Here is a 17,071-nt window from a genome sequence, read left to right on the forward strand (position 1 = left end):
GCATGGACAAGGAACGGAAAGACAAAGAAGGCGAGAAACTGCTGCCGGATGTGGAACCGAGACGCCATCAGCCACCTGACAAGGAATTGGATCCGATGCCGGACAGGGATTTGGAATACGAAGAAAACTCTAACGAAAAATACCGGGACCAGACACCGAATGACAACCAGAATGACTAGATTAACCGGCCGCTTGTAATAGAGCGGCATTTTTTACGTGGTTTGGATAAGGAAGGTTTCGAAGCCTGTTCATCAGGAAGAAAAGGGGGAGACTTATGCCGCGGCATCAATTTGCGAATGCAGTATGGCAAGAGGAGAACGCGATGGAGTCGGCGGATTTCCGCCAACTGCTCACAGATAACCCGAAATTGCAGCAATGGATCGATCAGTCAAAAAGCTTAACCGTCAATATTCTTCATGCCGATACTTCCCAGCTCGACAGGGAAGTTTTATGGGGCTCATTGATTTATAAGCAAAGCCGTCATGCACGCGATGCACAGGATGTCTTTCATTTTTACGTATCTTCGGAGCTATTGGTAACGAGCACGCTTGATTTTGAGGAAGACTTGGATATGCCGAGGCATTTGATGATTCAACAAATGGAAGTTGCAGAATCGCCGATCGAAGTGATGATGATCTTACTCTGGGGCATGGTCGGTTCGGTGTTGCATAAAATCGACGGGTTTGAAGAGCGTCTTCATCACTTGCTATGGAATATCAAAGAACATAATAACCGGAAAACCTTGGAAAGCATCGAGGAAGTGCGTCACGAAATCTTGTTATGGAAGCATTTGATCATGGGGTTCCGGGAAATTAGCATGGCAATTGAAGAAACCTTCGGTGGAGATATCCATGAAGGTAGAGAATATAAGCGGACCGCTAAGCGGATTGATCGCTGTGTCATGCTCGTTGAATCTTATGAAGATGAAATCAGGAACATGGTCGATATGGAAAATGTCGTCGCCAATTACCGCGGCAACGAAATTGTCAAAACGCTGACAGTGCTCACAACTTTGTTCACGCCGGTCATGGCGTGGGGCGCTTTATGGGGCATGAATTTCCGTATAATGCCGGAGCTTGATTTAAGATACGGTTATGTAATGTCGATTGCTGTCATCCTGATTTCTACATTTATGCTTTATTTGTACTTCAAACAAAAAGGCTGGACGGGCGACATTCTCCGTTCGATCGATAACAAAGGCAAAGAAAAACAAAGGCAGGACTGATTTCAGTCCTGCCTTTGTCATTTCGGTTTGTCTTTTTTCAGTTCCTCGAGCAGTTCGGTGTAGCGATGCAAGTCACGGTCGTCGTATTTGCCAATATAATTGATCAGCATTTCCTCGACATCCCGCCGTTGACGTTCGGCTGCGATGAGTTTTTCTTTCATTGACTTCTGCTTCCAAAGTATTGTATCTTCCACGTCTTCCATTTTGTTCAGCATATCGATTTCTGCGAGCAGTACCAATGCGGCGTTCTTTTTCTCTTCATACTTTTTCAATGCCTTGTCAATTTTCCGCGTGTCGTTCTCATAGGTCATATTGGAATACATCGACATATGCATGCTCCTCCTCCGCCGTTTATACTCTTACATTAACAGGTATTAGAATATTCTGTCTATAATAATAGGCAAAAAGATGGCGGAAATTCTCCTCATTATGGAGTGCTTTCCGCCTTCTCTGCAGTCTCTATCCAATTTTGTGACCAGCGTTCGATTTCCTTCATGACCGGCTGCAGCGAAGCGCCTTTTTCAGTCAACGAATATTCAATCCGCACAGGCGTTTCGGGATAGACGATGCGTTCGACCAAACCGTCTCCTTCAAGCGTTTTCAGCCGTTCGGACAGGAGGCGGCCACTGATCCCGATTTCTTCCGTTAATTGGCCAAAACGTTTGGAGCCATCCATCAATTGATAGATGATCAGGCCTGTCCAGCGCTGTCCCAATAAGGAAATAGCTGCTTCAAACCGTGGGCAAATTTCCTGGCTTTTCATGGTCACCGCTCCTTTTTCTTCATAATAGCATATCCATAAAAGAATTAAAAAACAGATGACTTGACGTAACTAGGTTATTAAAATAAAATTAGTTACAAATAGTAAGTGGATGGAGGAGTTATCATGAGTTTTCATCAAAAGCCTGTGCATTATGTCGAAAGCCTAGCATTGAAAGTTTTGGATTTGAAAGGGATGAGTCGTTTCTATACGGAAGTGTTGGGGTTTGAAACCATCGAAGAAAAGGAAAACGAGACCGTTCTCGGGGTAAGCGGGCAAGAAATTCTGACGCTTCAATCCGCGCCGGAGTTCAAGGCGAAAGCCGGCCGCTTTGCCGGATTGTATCATTTCGCGGTACTATTGCCCGACCGGAAAGAACTCGGCAAAATATTGCTCCATCTTCATGAGTTACAGATTCCGATCGGTTCTTCCGATCATCAAGTGAGCGAAGCTTTGTACCTGTCGGATCCTGAAGGGAACGGCATCGAAATCTACCGCGACCGCGAACCCGGTGAATGGGAATGGCGCGGAGACCAAGTGCATATGACGGTCGATCCGCTCGATGTTCAGGAAGTCGCACAAGCATCAAATGGCGAGAAATGGAGCGGCATGCCAGCGGGCACTGTGCTTGGGCATATTCATCTCCATGTCTCGGATCTCCAGGCAGCGCACGACTTCTATACCGGGGCGATCGGCTTTGGCCTGGTCGCGAACCTTGGCAATCAAGCGCTGTTCGTCTCGGACGGAAACTATCACCATCATATCGGATTGAATATCTGGAACGGCACAGGCATTCCGGCTTTGCCGGATCAGACGGCAGGACTCGCGCATTACGTCATCCGTGTCGCAGATGAACAAGCACAAAATGCCATGCGCGACCGCTTGCAGGCATACGGCGCTGACATTCACGTGGACGGTGCGGCGTTGGAGACAGCTGACCCATCCGGCAACCGCATTCGTATTTTAACTGCATAAAAAAATCCCCGAGACCAAGGTGTCTCGGGGATTTCTGCATTAAGGTGCCGGGCACGAAGCGGATGCATCCGCATATAATAAGGTTTGTGTGGAACGTCCAGGCGCAACGGCTTGCTGGACATTGCCCGTTTGTTCGGGCATCAGGTTATCTCTTGTTTCCGTATAAGCCTGGAGCCGTTCCTGGTTTTGCCAGTCTTCAAAAGGTTCATTATAAAAGCCCAATAGGATCAATCCGCAAAATACGGCAATCAATGTGATGCCAAGTAACGAAAGGAAACCTTTCATGATTCAATCCCGCCTTCTCATAGATGCTGGTATTAAGAACGCAAACCGTTCGGAAAAGGTTCCCGGTTGAAGAAATCGCAAAGACTGAGATACTTATAAGTAAGCAGACATACGGGAGGGGAAACCATGATTTCATTGAATACAGACATTTGCCGCTTGCTCGGGATCGAGTATCCGATCATCCAGGCAGGAATGGCGGGCGGCCCGACCACTGCCGAACTGGTAGCGGTAGTTTCGGAAGCCGGAGCCCTGGGGACGCTAGGCGCTGCCTATTTGACGCCTGGCAAGCTGAGAGAAGACATTATGGAGATACGCAAACGGACCAATAAGCCATTTGCAGTCAATTTATTCGCGCCCGTGCCAAAAGATGATTTCTCGCGCATCGATGAAGTGAAACTAGCGCTGCAGCCGATCTACGAGGAGCTGGCAATTGACGGCAAAAGCGCTGAATACAGCTCTCCGGATCACGGGGAAGAGCTGTTCCGCATTTGCCTTGAAATGAATGTGCCGATCATCAGTACAGCATTCGGTTCGCTGTCGCCTGAGCACATGGCAGAAGCCAAAGCGCAAGGTGTCACCATCATCACCATGGCGACGACAGTCAGTGAAGCAATGAAAGCGCAGGAAGCAGGAGCCGACGCTATCGTGGCACAAGGCAACGAAGCGGGAGGGCACCGTGGCAGCTTTTCGTTCGATCGCCATCCAATGGGTGCACAGGTCGGCTTGATGGCACTGCTTCCACAAATTGCAGACGCTGTGGATGTGCCGGTTATCGCGGCTGGTGGCATCGCGGACGGTCGAGGGTTAGTGGCATCGCTCACGCTCGGCGCACAAGCCGTTCAAGTCGGAACGCGTTTTGTTGCAGCGAAGGAATCGGGTGCGCATCGGGCATACAAGCAAGCGATCTTCGAAAGCGATGAAGAAAGCACCGTCGTGACGAAAAGTTTCTCAGGACGCCCGGCACGCGGCATCAAAAATTATTTCATCGAACAATTCGAATCATCGGGAACCAAACCGCTGCCATTTCCGTCCCAAAATACAGTAACAAAAGAAATACGCGGAGCAGCGGCAAAAGCCGACAATCCGGAATTCATGTCGTTATGGGCAGGACAGGCAACAAGAGGTATGACGCAGGAAGAAGGCGCGGCGGAAATCGTCTCTTCCATGATGGATCAAGCACATGCGCTCTTGCGGTAATACGGCTCGAGTTTCCTGTTTCTGCGTGCTATACTGTTAAAAGTGATTTTGAAACGAGGAGATTGAACGAATGGAATGGAAAAATATATACCGCGGTATTTTGATGGGCATCAGCGATTTGATTCCGGGGGTCAGCGGAGGGACGATTGCGTTTATCCTTGGGATTTATGATCGCCTGCTTGAATCGATCAGCGGCTTTTTCAGCCGCGAATGGAAAAAACAGCTGGGCTTTCTCGTACCTCTAGGCATGGGGATCGTTATCACCTTATTATTGTTCAGCCGATTTATCGAATTTTTGCTGGAAAACCATTACGAAGCGACGCAATTTTTCTTCATGGGGCTGATCCTTGGGGTCTTGCCTTATATTATGAAGCAAGCGGAAGTGAAAAAGAATTTCACGGCGCGCCATTTGGTCATCTTGCTGGTCATCGGGGCAGCGCTTGCTTCCATGGCCTTTATCCAGACCGATGATAATGTAGCGCCGATTACGGAATTGAGCTTGCCGACGTTCTTCCTGCTGTTTTTCTCTGGCTGGATCGCGAGCATGGCGATGCTGTTGCCTGGCATCAGCGGCTCGTTTATCTTGTTGTTGATCGGTGTTTATTCGACGGCCATCAACGCCTTATCGACATTGAACTTGCCGATCGTCTTGGCAATCGGTGCCGGCGTCATGGTTGGATTTGTCGTCTCAAGTAAAGCGATCAGCTATTTGTTGGAGCATTTCACGTATGTGACGTATGCGGCCATCATCGGCTTGATCCTTGGCTCGCTATTTGTCGTATTCCCAGGATTTGCGGCTGACCCAATGACCTTGGTGACTAGCCTGATTACATTCACGGTCGGCTTATTGTTCACACTGTGGTTCAGTTCGCCGAAGAAAACCGATATTACGAGCGAACACAATGTGGAAGCTTAACAAATGAAAATAGCAAAGCGGACGGTGAAAAGCACTCCTTTTCCCGTCCGCTTTTGGTATTTATTTAAGGAAAAAAGTAAAAAAGGCTTTTTGCTTTCCGGATTTCGCTTTTGCGATTACACTGAAATGAAGAGAAAGAGGTGATGCGTGTGCGGAAATTATTTGGCATCCTGTTGCTCATAGTCTTATTGTTTTTCACCCGCCCAGTATGGGAAGCGTCTGTCGAAGAATACGTCGACCTGGGCTTTTTGGATTCTGTAGATGAAGTGATCGGAAATGTAACAGCTGACACGGATGTTTCCAAAGCGCTCGATGAAGCCAAGTATTTCACGACGCGCATCAGCCATCAATTGCAGGCGATGGTGACAGAAAGCTCAGCTGTCTTGCCTGAAGCGGTCGCAAAACCAGAGCTATCGGATACGGATTCCATGGTGGCGGTCCATAATGTCACGCTTGGCATGAGCAAGGAGCAAGCCCAGCAAAAAGTCGGCTTGCCGCTGCGTTTGATGGAGAATGAATATGGAACCGACTGGCATAGCTACCATCAGGATTACCAAAACTATGTGTTGCTGTCCTATGACAATAACGGCGAGGTCAACGGCATGTTCACCAACCAGGATCTCATCTCTTCCACGGAAGGGTTCTCGATGGATTCGACCAAAACGCAAGTGCGCGAGTTATTCGGGACGCCGCTGACGAGCCTGCAAAAAGGGCGTGTGCAATATATTCTGGATTCGCGCGATGAGTATGACTTGTTTGAAACGGCGGATTCCTATACGACGGTTTTCTATGATGTCCACGAAGGGGATACGGTCACGGCGGTCCAGGTCATCGACAAGGATTTGGAAGAACAGCGCAGCGAAATTTACGCGGAGCCTTCACAGGAAGTGAAAGAAGGCTATGAATTGTTATTGTTCGAACTGACCAATTCAGCAAGAATCCAGCGCGAGCTACCGCTTTTGAAATGGGACGGTGAAACGATGGAAACGGCGCGTGACCATAGTCAGGAAATGGCGGATGAGCGTTATTTCAGCCATACCAACCCGGCTGGCCAATCACCTTTTGATCGCATGAAAGAAGATGGCATTACGTTCTTTATCGCCGGTGAAAACTTGGCATACGGGCAGTATAGCGCCGTATTCGCCCACGAAGGGCTCATGAATTCGATGGGCCACCGGGAAAACATCGTCAAGCCCGACTTCGGCTATCTCGGTGTCGGCGTTGCATTCAACTCGGACCAGCAGCCGTATTTCACGGCAAACTTCTTTAATCGCTAAGAAAAAATCCCTCTATTGCATCTGCGCAATAGAGGGGTTTTTCATTAGTTCAGTAAGAACCAAGCGAGCACGACGAGCGGGCCGACGATAAAGCAGTAGATCGCAAAATACTTGAGCTGGCCTTTTGCCATGATGTTCATGAACCATTTCAGCGAGAAGTACGAAGCAACGAGCGAGCCGACAAAGGCCATGATATACGGCACGGCCATTGTCGATAGATTATCGTCATTGACGATATCGGTGATGCTCAGCACAGCCCCGCCAAAACTGACCGGAATGAACAGCAGGAACGAAAAGCGCAATGCTGTCTCTTGGTTGATGCCGCGAGCCATAGCGGCAACAATTGTGGCACCGCTGCGGCTGATGCCCGGGATCAAAGCGACAGCCTGTGCGCCGCCGATGATCCAGGCATCTTTCATTGTCATATTGCCGTCTTTGCGTTGGCCTCGCATATTGCGGATGAACCAGAGCGCAAGACCGGTGACCACTAAGGTGATACCTACCGTGACGATTGTCGACAAATAGGAATCAATCGTATCCTGGAATAAGACGCCGATGATGCCTGCAGGAATGGTCGCGACGACCAAATAAACGATGAACATGAAATCGCGCCGCGTTTCCGGCGTTTTTTCTTTGAAGAATTTCAAGCCGTTAATGACCAGCCGTTTAATGTCTTCGCGGTAAATGATCAAGACGGCAATCAGGGATGCGCTATTGACGAGCAAAGCAAAAGTCGAATTGCTTCCCTCGATTTCCACATCGAGAAAATATTGCGCAATCAGCAAGTGGCCGCTCGAAGAAATCGGGATCGGTTCCGTTAGCCCTTGAAATAGCCCGAGCAGTAAAAATTTAATGGTAAGCCATAATTGTTCCATCTGTATGTATCCTCCAAATTCTATTCATTCTTGCAACTACAGTCATAAGACGTGCAGTGTTCGAAAAAGTTCACCTTACATAAAAACATATAATACCATATAATCGTGATAAACTGGGTATACACATGAAAGAAAGGAAGTGTAATAGGTGACAAATAAATTATGGTTTCAAGCGGGCGTCGGAATCATCCTGACACTGGTCATCATTCGTTTATTCATCGAAGTCCAGGGGATTTTCGACCCGCTGTTCATCATTGCGGGAACGATTTTCGTGCCGCTGCTTCTCGGGGGCGTGTTGTTTTATTTGACGCGTCCGCTGCTGTATTTTTTGGAGAAACGCAAATTCCCGAAATGGGCCGCCATTTTAACTATCGTTTTCTTGATTGTTTTGGTCTTTTATCTATTATTTGCAATGGTTGGGCCGGCGGTAACAAAGCAAGTCAACTCGCTTGTCGACAATGCCCCGGGCATTATCAATGACGTAGAAGACTACGCGCAGTATCTGCTCGCTCAGCGTGACCGCTTGCCGGATTCGCTGGAAGAGCAAATCAATGATATGAGCGGTCAAATTGGCGACCGCATCGGGGATATCGGCGGCTGGGTCGTGTCGTTCCTTACAAGTTTCATTTCGGGGGTCATTACGCTCGTTCTCGTGCCGTTCTTCTTGATTTACCTATTGATTGACCACCGCAAATTCGTGCCGTTCATTTCCGGCTTCTTTAGCGGACAGCGCAAGCTGTGGGTCATTAAGACCTTGAAAGACATTGACCACACCTTGCGTTCGTATATCCAAGGTCAGCTGTTCGTCAGCTTTTTAGTTGGAGTAATGCTGTTAATCGGATATTTAATTATCGATTTGGATTATGCGCTATTATTGGCGTTGATCGGCATGGCGACAAATGTCATCCCGTTTCTCGGGCCATATATCGCCGTCATCCCGGCGATATTGATCGCGTTGGTGCAGGATCCGATCATGGCAGTGTATGTTGCCATCATCATGTTGATTGCACAACAGATCGAGAGTAATTTCATCACGCCGAACGTCATGGGCAACGCACTCGATGTCCACCCGCTGACAGTCATCACATTGATCCTGGCAGCCGGAAACATCGCGGGCATTTGGGGAATCATCCTCGCGATTCCGTTCTACGCGGTCGTGAAAACGATCATCAAAAATATTTACGCAAGGCGTCAGGAAATCCGCTCGACCGCAACAAGAGAAGTATAAGTGAGAACCCGCAGTCCAGGCTGCGGGTTTTTCTTATGGCGAATTGCTTGACGGCAAATAGTTTACCCCCTAAACTACTATTAGTTGAGGGGGTAAACTATTTATGGATATGCGCATTAAAGAAGCAGTCGAATTGTTTCAGGAAGTATTATTTTACGGAACGGAGCGGGTCATCCGTTCAGTGGACAATCCGTTATGGGAAGAGTTTTCCCCTGAGCAGATGCAATCGCTGAAACTCATTGGCAAAGAAGGCCAAATCACATCGGCAAGACTTGCGGTGCTGCAAGGTGTACATAAAAGCGCCGTCTCGAACCGGACAAAAAAACTATTGCAAAAAGAATTGATTCAAGTGGTCCAGACGGCAGACCGGCGGGAAAAGCTGCTTGAATTGACCGATGCCGGAAAATCGGTCCTCGAGGAGTCGGATAAAATTCTAGCAGAGTACTTGGAAAAGCTGATGTCAGAACAAGTCGACGACCAGGAGATCGAGCAATTCCTGGTGATTTTCAGAAAGCTCAGCGCAATCATGAAAACGGATGGAGTGTAAAGGATGCAAACGATACTGAAATTAAAATGGCCGATCATGATCGGGCTCATCGTATTGACAGCGGCATTGTTTTTAGTGGCGCCAAATTTAACGGAACAAGCGGAAGAAGCAGGTTCGTTCCAATTGTCCGAACAAGCGGACTCGCAGCGTGCGGCAACGATACTGGAATCGGCTGATGTGTCAGGGCAGACGATTTCATTGGTGATCGAACTGGAGTCGGAACTCAATGAAACAAGCGAGCAGCAGATCGCGGACATGAGAGCGGAAATCGAAGCGCTCGGCGATCCTGTGACGACAGTGTTGGACCCATTTGAAAATGAAGAATTGGAAGCGCAGCTGGTGGCGGAAGATCGCCAGACGGTCTTGCTTCCGGTATCGATTGAAGGAACAGATGAAGAAGCGGCGGCACTCGCGGATGAAATCCGTGAAACGATTGTGCCGGACGATTTAACCGTCTACTTGACGGGTGAGGCAATCATCAACCAAGACGTTAACACCAGTGCCCAGGAAGGCCTGAAGAAAACCGAGATCATCACGGTAGTTTTGATTTTCGGCTTGCTGCTGGCGGTGTTCCGTTCGTTTATCACGCCGATCATCCCGCTGGTGGCGGTAGGGCTCAGCTATTTGCTCAGTCAATCGCTCGTGGCGTTTTTCATCGATTGGTTCGGCTTCCCGGTTTCGAATTACACGCAGATTTTCCTGGTGGCGATTCTGTTCGGTCTCGGGACCGATTACTGCATCTTGCTGCTCAGCCGCTATAAAGAAGAACTGACAGAAGGAAAAGGTGTACAGGAAGCGATTCTGAACACATACCGGACGGCAGGGAAGACTTTGTTCATCAGCGGCTTCTCCGGCTTTATTGCCTTTGCGGCTATCGGCTTTGCGGAATTCCCGATTTTCAAATCGGCAGTTGCCGTTGCGGTCGGCATCGCCGTCCTCCTCGTCGTTCTGTTTACCGTCATGCCGTTTTTCATGGCGGTGCTAAAAGACAAGCTGTTCTGGCCAAGTAAGGGCTCAGCGTCCCATAAAGACAGCAAGTTGTGGATCTGGATCGGCAAATTGTCCGTCAACCGTCCACTTTGGTCGATGCTGCTTGTGGCGGCCATCACTGTTCCTTTGCTGTTCTCTTATAACAACGACCTGTCATTCAATACAGTAGACGAGATCAGCTCGGATTATGAATCGGTGAAAGGCCTCGATGCCATTGAATCGGCATTCGGCGCAGGCAATACGATGCCGGTCCAAGTCGTCATTAAAGGCGAAGAAAGCCTGACGGCAGAAGAAACGATCCCGTATCTGGATGCTTTGGCGCAGGATATGGAAAAAGTTGAAGGTGTCGACATGGTTCGTGCCATTACTCGCCCTACCGGTTCGGTGATTGATGAATTCTTCGTCGATCATCAGCTTGGCCTCATTGCAGAAGGGCTTGAAGAGGCGAATGCTGGAATTGGCGAAGTCCAGTCCGGCCTTGGTGAAATTGAAACAAACCTGGAAACGATCAGTGGACAGGCAGGAGGCGCTGGCCTTCGCGAAGCAGCTGCAGGCTTGTCGCAAGTGAACGGGCAGCTTGAACAGATTTCAGGCGGCCTCCTGCAGACCGGCAATATTGAACAGACCGTCGGTGCGCTCGTTCAAGTGAATGCCGGGCTTTCAGAAATTGAACAAGGCTTAAACGGCGGCGCTGGCCAATACGATGAATTAGCTGCTGGCATCGGGGAACTTGCGCAAGGCGTCGGCGCTTCATCAGACGGCCTTACGGAAATCAGCGACGGCTTGACTGAAATCGCCGATACACTGACAGGCATCAGCGATAGCGAAGCGGTGCGCGGCACAGGCATTTACCTGCCTGAAGGCACTTTGGAACAAGAAGAGTTCGAACCGCTGCTTGATCGGTATGCATTTGCCGATGGCGAAGGCATGTTGATGGAAGTGGTGCTCGAAGAAGATCCCTATTCTCCGGAAGCGATCGACATCGTCACGAATTTAAAAGAAGCGGCTGAGAGAAGCATTAACGGTACGCCTCTTGAAGAAGTGGACATTGCATACGGCGGGGTGCCAAGTATCAATAGCGACTTGAAGGACATCTCCGAGAGTGACTTTACGCGTACGGTCAGCATTATGCTCATCAGTTTGTTCGTGGTATTGGCAGTGCTGTTGCGTTCTTTCATCATGCCGCTGTTTATGATCGGCTCTCTCTTATTAACCTATTACAGTTCGATTGCGATCACCGAGTTGATTTTCGTCGGATGGCTCGGTTATGACGGCATTACATGGGCCGTTCCGTTCTTTGGCTTTGTCATGCTTGTCTCGCTCGGCATCGATTACTCGATCTTCCTGCTCGATCGTTACCGTGAAGAAGCTTTAACGGCCGCAGACTTCTCGAAAGCGATGCACCGGTCGATGGCGAAAATGGGAACAGTCATCATCACGGCTGCCATTTTGCTCGCCGGAACGTTCGGCGCGATGCTGCCATCCGGAGTGCTCAGCCTGATGCAGATCGCAACCATCGTCATCACTGGCTTGCTGCTTTACGGCTTGATCGTCTTGCCGCTGCTCGTGCCGGCAATTACCGTTTCATTTGCGGGCGGCGCTTGGTGGCCATTCGGATTGAAAAAGAAAAAATAAGTTTTAAAGGCTGCCTTATAATTACCTTGAAATGTCCGGAGAAAAAGAAGTCCTTTTTCTTCGGATATTTTATTTGTATGTTCGTGTTCGTCCAATCTCTTCAATTCAGAACATGTGATGGGAATGGAGACGGTGACTCCTGCGGGAGCAGTGACGGAGCCTTGCGACGGAGCGACGCGAGCTGAAGACCCTGGACTGAGCGCAGCGAGGGAAGCGGCTGAAGCCGTGCCCGCGGAAAGCGTCCGTCGAAATGGACATCACTCATTTCTTATGGGCAGCCCTTTTTCTATTATTTCGCAAACGGCGAAGCACACCGTATGCATGTTATAATGAAGTCAGAAATCCAAAGAAGAAATGGGGATGTCCAGTGCTGACATTTGAGCAAAAACTAGAAGTGATCGAAGCGTTTCCGGAACTGACACGAAAAGAAGTATCGATGAAACGAGTTAACTTCCAATTTGAAGAAAGCCTCTACGATAAGAAAAATGTGGTCTATCATCTTCACCCGAACGGCAACGGTTTTGTCTTCGTCGGTGATTTGCCGCAATACGAAGCGGACAACCGCGGCTTGGTCAACATCCGTGATTTTTCAGCGAGCCAGTTGCGCAGCATCATCGCCGATTCGATCGATTATTTGGGCCAGGAACCAGAACCCCCTTATGATAAACGGTGGACCAATAGAGAAGGTGAAAAACTTGATCTTGTCTACGAAGAGCCTTTCTGGAATATCTATACAGGTAAAAACTTAGAAGAAAGTTTCGGCACGTTCGATGACGCTGAAGATTATCTGCTCGACCAAGGATTCAGCGAGCGAAAATAATGAACATCCGAAAATTGGGTATGTACGAGGAATTGCCGATCGGGCTGTTGCTGGAAGCGGATCCGTCTGAGCAGCTAGTCCGCGACTATTGTACTGGCGGTCATTGCTTTATCGCCGAATGGCAGGAAACCGTCGTGGGCGTGTTCGTCTTGACTGCGCTGGATTCCGAAACAGTCGAAATTAAAAACATTGCCCTTGCTGAGCGTGAGCGCGGCAAAGGGCTTGGCAAGCGCTTAGTGTTTTTGGCGCTCGAAGAAGCAAAAAAACTCGGTTTCTCGGCTGTCGAGATCGGCACCGGAAATTCGAGTTTGGCGCAATTGGCGCTCTACCAAAAATGTGGCTTCCGTATGAAATCGATTGACCGGGACTTTTTCATCCGCCATTACGAAGAGCCGATTTTTGAAAATGGCTTGCAGTGCCGGGATATGGTCCGGCTCGATTATCGGTGGTAACAGGCGAATGCAGCAGATGCATTCGCTTTTTTTGTCTTTAAATGTCAAAAGGCCGGCTTGTATGCGACGAAAAAGAGGAAAATTCTGACCATTTTCGGTATGCTGAGAGAAGAGGTGAGGACATGTTCAAGAAAGTGATACTGTACACAAACCGTTTGGATGAAATGAAAGGGTTTTACGAATACCAGTTGGGCTTCCGGATTGTTGAAGAAGACGACACCAGCTTTGCGCTTTCAATCGGCACGTCCGTTTTGGAATTCCGCCAGTCGGACAGTGCGTCTTTTTACCATTATGCAATCAATATTCCAGGCAACCAATTCAGTTTGGCCAAATTCTGGGCGCGTGCGCGCGTTGAGCTGAACCGCCAGGAAGGCATGGACGAAATTTATTATTCGAATTTCAATTCCGATGCCTTCTATTTTCAGGATCCTGCCGGCAATATCGTTGAGTTTATCGGACGCCGCCACGTCGACATCATGGATGATTTCACAATCGATTCCTTACTCGACATCAGTGAAGTCGGCATCGTTTCGCCATATGTCAAGGAAGTGGGCGAGTCATTGGAACGGATGGAAATTCCCGTACGCGGCAATAAAGGGATCGATCCGACAACGCTGAATTTTCTCGGCAAAGATCCCCATTTTCTGGTGCTCGTACCGCCAAAACGTACGTGGTTCTTCTCCAAGCTGAAAAGTGAAACGCATCCCCTGGCAATCGAACTTACGGACGGACGGATGATCGAGATCGATGCGGAAGGGCATATGGTGCAAAAGCAAGCAGATAATCCGGTTTCCGACTTAATGGAATCGGCCTCATTTTCAGGGACTGCACATATGGCCGGCAATGAAAATTGGTCGCTTGCCAAAGGATTCGCGAACCGTGCGGATGAACGGCCGATTGCTGTCGACAGCCGCTTCGGCATCGCGTCCGGCAGCAAGATCTTTACAGCTGTCGCTGTGTTGCAATTGGTGGAGCAAAACAAGCTCGAACTTTCAGCGAAGCTGTCAGAGCTATTGCCGAAGACCTTCCCGAATTTCAACGCGACGGTTCACCAACTGTTGTGCCATACATCAGGCCTTCCTGATTACTTCGACGAAGAGGCGATGGATGACTTCGAACAATTATGGCAAGAGACTCCGATGTACCGGATGGAGACGCCAGCTGATTTTGTACCATTGTTCCGCGACTTGCCACCTGTCGAAGAACCGGGGACACGTTTCCGATATAATAATGCGGGCTATATCGCACTCGGCCTGATCATCGAGCAAGTGACTGGCGAAGAATTCGCCGATTACGTCGAGCGGGAAGTGTTGGCGAAAGCGGATATGTCGGACTCGGGTTATTTCCGCCTGGATCGTTTGCCGAAAAATACGGCGTATGGATATATTGAGGAAGACGGCTCTTGGCGCACGAACCAATACGCGATTCCAGTTCGCGGTGGAGCGGACGGAGGCGCCTTCGTCACGGCAGGCGATATGGCGAAGTTCTGGAACCGGTTGATGGATGGGACTTTATTGTCTGAAGAGATGAAAAATCGCCTGCTGACGGTCCAGGCGCAACAAGGTGACGAAGCTTACGGCTACGGTGTGTGGATTGAGGAGCAAGAAGGAGTAGCGGTGAAGTATCATGTAATGGGGTACGACCCTGGCGTGAATTTCCATTCGGGCTATTATCCCCAGCAAAAATCCATCGTTACTGTATTGTCAAATGCCGGGGAAGGCGCGTATGATATAGTGAAAGCCATTGAACGCGAGAAAAAACTGAGAGGGTGAGTCGATGGACGGAAAAAAACTGGCCATGAGCGTAGTGGTCGGAACGCTCCTGTTGGTCGCGATCATTTTCCTGGTCTTCCAATTGTATTTCATCATGAATTAAAAAAAGCTGCCATTGGGCAGCTTTTTTCTTTGTGACTGATGAAATAAGGGAGGGAAGTGAGTGGAGAAAGCTTGTACTATTCGACTGCGTTGCAGGAAGCTCGCAGGGTGCGGGTCATGCAGCTGATGCGAAAGGAACTGTTAGTTAGAAAGAAGAGATTTGAAAAGCTTCCGCTTTTCGACTGCGTTGCAGGGGAGCTGCTTGCCGTGGGGCGGGTGTTGAGCCAACGTGCCAAAAGCGCGGCACGTTTGTCTCGCCAGCCCGCGCGGTCCCACAGGCGTCAGCCCCCCTTCCACTCCGTCTCTAGTTTTAGAAGGAAGAGAATTTCTTCTATCCGCTCGACTGAAAATGTGGAAATGCTTCATGCTTTGTAGCTCATATCATTTGGAACAAGAGAAGGCGATAGTGAGTACTAGTTTCACCACAAGCTTCTTAACTCAAATGCTATAGGACTAGATGCTTCATCGCAGGAAGCGATTTCCCCGCTAGCTGGCAACTAGTTACAGAAGCAGAACTGACTAAACGCATCCGAATCAATGGAATTTCTCAGTCGGCCAGCGTAAGGGGGTGAGCCGACGCAATAAGACAGGTGCTTTTCCTGGCTTGTTGCCAAAGGCCAACCCAAAGCCGGGCGGCGACTACCAAGGTGAATCCTGAATCGAATGCAGAAACACTTCGACACGCAAACCCTAGCTATCTTCACTTCTGTTCTATTCGGGAAGCGATTTCCCCGCTAGCCGGCAACTGAATACAAAAAGAAAGCTATATAAACTAGCATCATTCAATAAAATCTCTCAGCCGCCCAGCGCCAAAGGCCAACCCAAAGCAGGGCGGCGAATACTAAAGCGACGCTTATATCAATACGCCGGAACATTTCCATACACAAAAACTCGCTATCTCACCTAAAGAACGCGCTTCATTGCATGCATATATTTTTAGACAATAAAAAATGGACTCTTCCGAAGAAGAGTCCATTGAAAGTTTAAGGGTTAATTAAGCTTTTGATACGTTAGTAGCTTGAAGACCGCGTTGGCCTTGCTCGATGTCAAAAGTAACTTCTTGACCTTCGTCAAGAGTTTTGAATCCTTCGCTTTGGATAGCTGAGAAGTGTACGAATACGTCGTCTCCGCCTTCGCGCTCGATGAAGCCGAATCCTTTTTCTGAGTTAAACCATTTTACTTTACCTTGTTCCATGTGTGTTTCCTCCTCGTATGCTAATGCATACATTGTATTACTATCCTTGCTCAAATCCTTCAGATAAAATCTGATACTTAATGAAAAGCCATCGAACAAAAATAATTCTTCCTTAGAATAGCACGGTACTATTTGAAATGCAAGGATTAAGTTCGGTTGCTTCTTTTTCCCGCCATTCGTTATAGTTGAATGAAGAGGGATAGGAGGGGGATCGATGCAGCGGATTATGGTGATCGGTGTGTCAGCTGGAGCTGGCAAATCAACGTTTGCAAGACGTTTAGGAAAAGTGGCTAATCTGCCGGTGCATCATTTGGATGCGTATTACTGGAAGCCGGGCTGGGTTGAAGCAGAGGAAAAAGAATTTCAGCACAAGCAACAGGAGCTAGCGGACGAGCCGCGCTGGATCATGGAAGGGAACTATAATAGCACGGCCGCTATCCGCTTGGCAGCTTGCGATGCCCTTATCCAATTGCAGCTTCCACTGTGGCGCTGTTTATGGCGGGTATTGAAAAGGCGCATTCAATACCGTAAACAAGCTAGGCCGGATATGGCGCCAGGATGTCCTGAAAAGCTGGATTACGAGTTTTTGAAGTTTATTGTGACGACCTATCACGAGCGGCAAAAATCGCAACACCATTTAATAGAAGAATTTATTAGGAAGTATCCTGAAAAACAGGTGTATATCCTCCGTACACAAAAGGAAATTGAGGCTTTTTTGGAACAGGTCGGTAAATAGTTTCAATTTTACAGTCAATTGAAAAAACTTGGAGACGATGGATAGGGAACATGGTATTCTGATAGTACGAAAGAAACGAGGGGG

The 17,071-nt window shown here is 48.7% G+C and carries 18 protein-coding genes; 13 read left to right on the top strand and 5 right to left on the bottom strand.

From position 1 onward, the window contains the following. Nucleotides 1-2 precede the first annotated feature (2 nt). Nucleotides 3-179 carry a hypothetical protein gene (locus AUC31_RS17790; protein ID WP_167549914.1) on the top strand — a complete coding sequence of 59 codons (177 nt, stop codon included), beginning with the start codon at nucleotides 3-5 and terminating at the stop codon, nucleotides 177-179. 95 nt (nucleotides 180-274) lie between these two features. Continuing rightward, nucleotides 275-1,225, top strand: a complete 951-nt coding sequence (locus tag AUC31_RS00335; protein WP_058381920.1) for a magnesium transporter CorA family protein — start codon at nucleotides 275-277, stop codon at nucleotides 1,223-1,225. A gap of 17 nt (nucleotides 1,226-1,242) precedes the next feature. On the opposite strand, the gene AUC31_RS00340 is transcribed toward AUC31_RS00335, so the two are convergent. Together AUC31_RS00340 and AUC31_RS00345 are read right to left on the bottom strand one after the other, a co-directional pair. Continuing rightward, nucleotides 1,243-1,554, bottom strand: coding sequence for a hypothetical protein (locus AUC31_RS00340; protein ID WP_058381919.1), 312 nt, complete (start codon nucleotides 1,552-1,554; stop codon nucleotides 1,243-1,245). Nucleotides 1,555-1,652: 98 nt separating this feature from the next. Next, nucleotides 1,653-1,988: a winged helix-turn-helix transcriptional regulator gene (locus tag AUC31_RS00345; RefSeq protein ID WP_058381918.1), complete on the bottom strand. Its 336-nt coding sequence runs from the start codon at nucleotides 1,986-1,988 to the stop codon at nucleotides 1,653-1,655. 123 nt (nucleotides 1,989-2,111) lie between these two features. Here AUC31_RS00345 and AUC31_RS00350 point away from each other — a divergent pair, with 123 nt between their 5' ends. Further along, nucleotides 2,112-2,960, top strand: coding sequence for a VOC family protein (locus AUC31_RS00350; RefSeq protein WP_058381917.1), 849 nt, complete (start codon nucleotides 2,112-2,114; stop codon nucleotides 2,958-2,960). A 39-nt stretch (nucleotides 2,961-2,999) separates the two neighbouring features. Here the strand turns inward: AUC31_RS00350 and AUC31_RS00355 are convergent, their stop codons facing one another. Continuing rightward, a complete protein-coding gene (locus AUC31_RS00355; RefSeq protein WP_058381916.1) occupies nucleotides 3,000-3,245 on the bottom strand; it encodes a hypothetical protein in 246 nt (81 codons plus the stop codon). 126 nt (nucleotides 3,246-3,371) lie between these two features. Between AUC31_RS00355 and AUC31_RS00360 the strand changes: the two genes are divergently transcribed. From AUC31_RS00360 to AUC31_RS00370, 3 genes are all read left to right on the top strand, one after another. Beyond that, nucleotides 3,372-4,442 (top strand): NAD(P)H-dependent flavin oxidoreductase, encoded by a 1,071-nt coding sequence (locus AUC31_RS00360; protein WP_058381915.1) that lies wholly within the window; start codon nucleotides 3,372-3,374, stop codon nucleotides 4,440-4,442. Between the two features lie 70 nt (nucleotides 4,443-4,512). After that, nucleotides 4,513-5,358 (top strand): DUF368 domain-containing protein, encoded by an 846-nt coding sequence (locus AUC31_RS00365; protein WP_058381914.1) that lies wholly within the window; start codon nucleotides 4,513-4,515, stop codon nucleotides 5,356-5,358. A gap of 143 nt (nucleotides 5,359-5,501) precedes the next feature. Next, nucleotides 5,502-6,635, top strand: a complete 1,134-nt coding sequence (locus AUC31_RS00370) for a CAP domain-containing protein (RefSeq protein ID WP_237150672.1) — start codon at nucleotides 5,502-5,504, stop codon at nucleotides 6,633-6,635. A gap of 44 nt (nucleotides 6,636-6,679) precedes the next feature. Here AUC31_RS00370 and AUC31_RS00375 read toward each other — a convergent pair whose 3' ends face one another. Then, on the bottom strand, nucleotides 6,680-7,510 hold the full coding sequence (locus AUC31_RS00375) for an undecaprenyl-diphosphate phosphatase (RefSeq protein ID WP_058381913.1): 831 nt from the start codon (nucleotides 7,508-7,510) through the stop codon (nucleotides 6,680-6,682). A 148-nt stretch (nucleotides 7,511-7,658) separates the two neighbouring features. Here AUC31_RS00375 and AUC31_RS00380 point away from each other — a divergent pair, with 148 nt between their 5' ends. The 6 genes from AUC31_RS00380 (at nucleotide 7,659) to AUC31_RS17600 (ending at nucleotide 14,954) form a co-directional block, all read left to right on the top strand. Beyond that, a complete protein-coding gene (locus AUC31_RS00380; protein ID WP_058381912.1) occupies nucleotides 7,659-8,738 on the top strand; it encodes an AI-2E family transporter in 1,080 nt (359 codons plus the stop codon). A 103-nt stretch (nucleotides 8,739-8,841) separates the two neighbouring features. Continuing rightward, a complete protein-coding gene (locus AUC31_RS00385; protein WP_058381911.1) occupies nucleotides 8,842-9,285 on the top strand; it encodes a MarR family winged helix-turn-helix transcriptional regulator in 444 nt (147 codons plus the stop codon). Between the two features lie 3 nt (nucleotides 9,286-9,288). Further along, entirely contained in the window at nucleotides 9,289-11,910 is a 2,622-nt protein-coding gene (locus tag AUC31_RS00390; protein ID WP_058381910.1) for an MMPL family transporter, read from the top strand. Between the two features lie 367 nt (nucleotides 11,911-12,277). After that, complete coding sequence (locus tag AUC31_RS00395; RefSeq protein WP_058381909.1) at nucleotides 12,278-12,730, top strand: hypothetical protein; 453 nt, start codon at nucleotides 12,278-12,280, stop codon at nucleotides 12,728-12,730. Then, nucleotides 12,730-13,182, top strand: coding sequence for a GNAT family N-acetyltransferase (locus AUC31_RS00400; protein WP_058381908.1), 453 nt, complete (start codon nucleotides 12,730-12,732; stop codon nucleotides 13,180-13,182). Before AUC31_RS00395 ends, AUC31_RS00400 begins: the two co-directional genes overlap by 1 nt. A gap of 122 nt (nucleotides 13,183-13,304) precedes the next feature. Continuing rightward, nucleotides 13,305-14,954, top strand: a complete 1,650-nt coding sequence (locus AUC31_RS17600) for a serine hydrolase (protein ID WP_157073439.1) — start codon at nucleotides 13,305-13,307, stop codon at nucleotides 14,952-14,954. A 1,096-nt stretch (nucleotides 14,955-16,050) separates the two neighbouring features. Here the strand turns inward: AUC31_RS17600 and AUC31_RS00415 are convergent. Continuing rightward, complete coding sequence (locus AUC31_RS00415) at nucleotides 16,051-16,251, bottom strand: cold-shock protein (protein ID WP_058381906.1); 201 nt, start codon at nucleotides 16,249-16,251, stop codon at nucleotides 16,051-16,053. A gap of 214 nt (nucleotides 16,252-16,465) precedes the next feature. On the opposite strand from AUC31_RS00415, the gene AUC31_RS00420 reads away from it, so the two are divergent. Next, entirely contained in the window at nucleotides 16,466-16,987 is a 522-nt protein-coding gene (locus tag AUC31_RS00420; protein ID WP_058381905.1) for a P-loop NTPase family protein, read from the top strand. Nucleotides 16,988-17,071: the final 84 nt, after the last annotated feature.

The sequence above is a fragment of the Planococcus rifietoensis genome (assembly GCF_001465795.2).
Classification (GTDB): Bacteria; Bacillota; Bacilli; order Bacillales_A; family Planococcaceae; genus Planococcus; species Planococcus rifietoensis.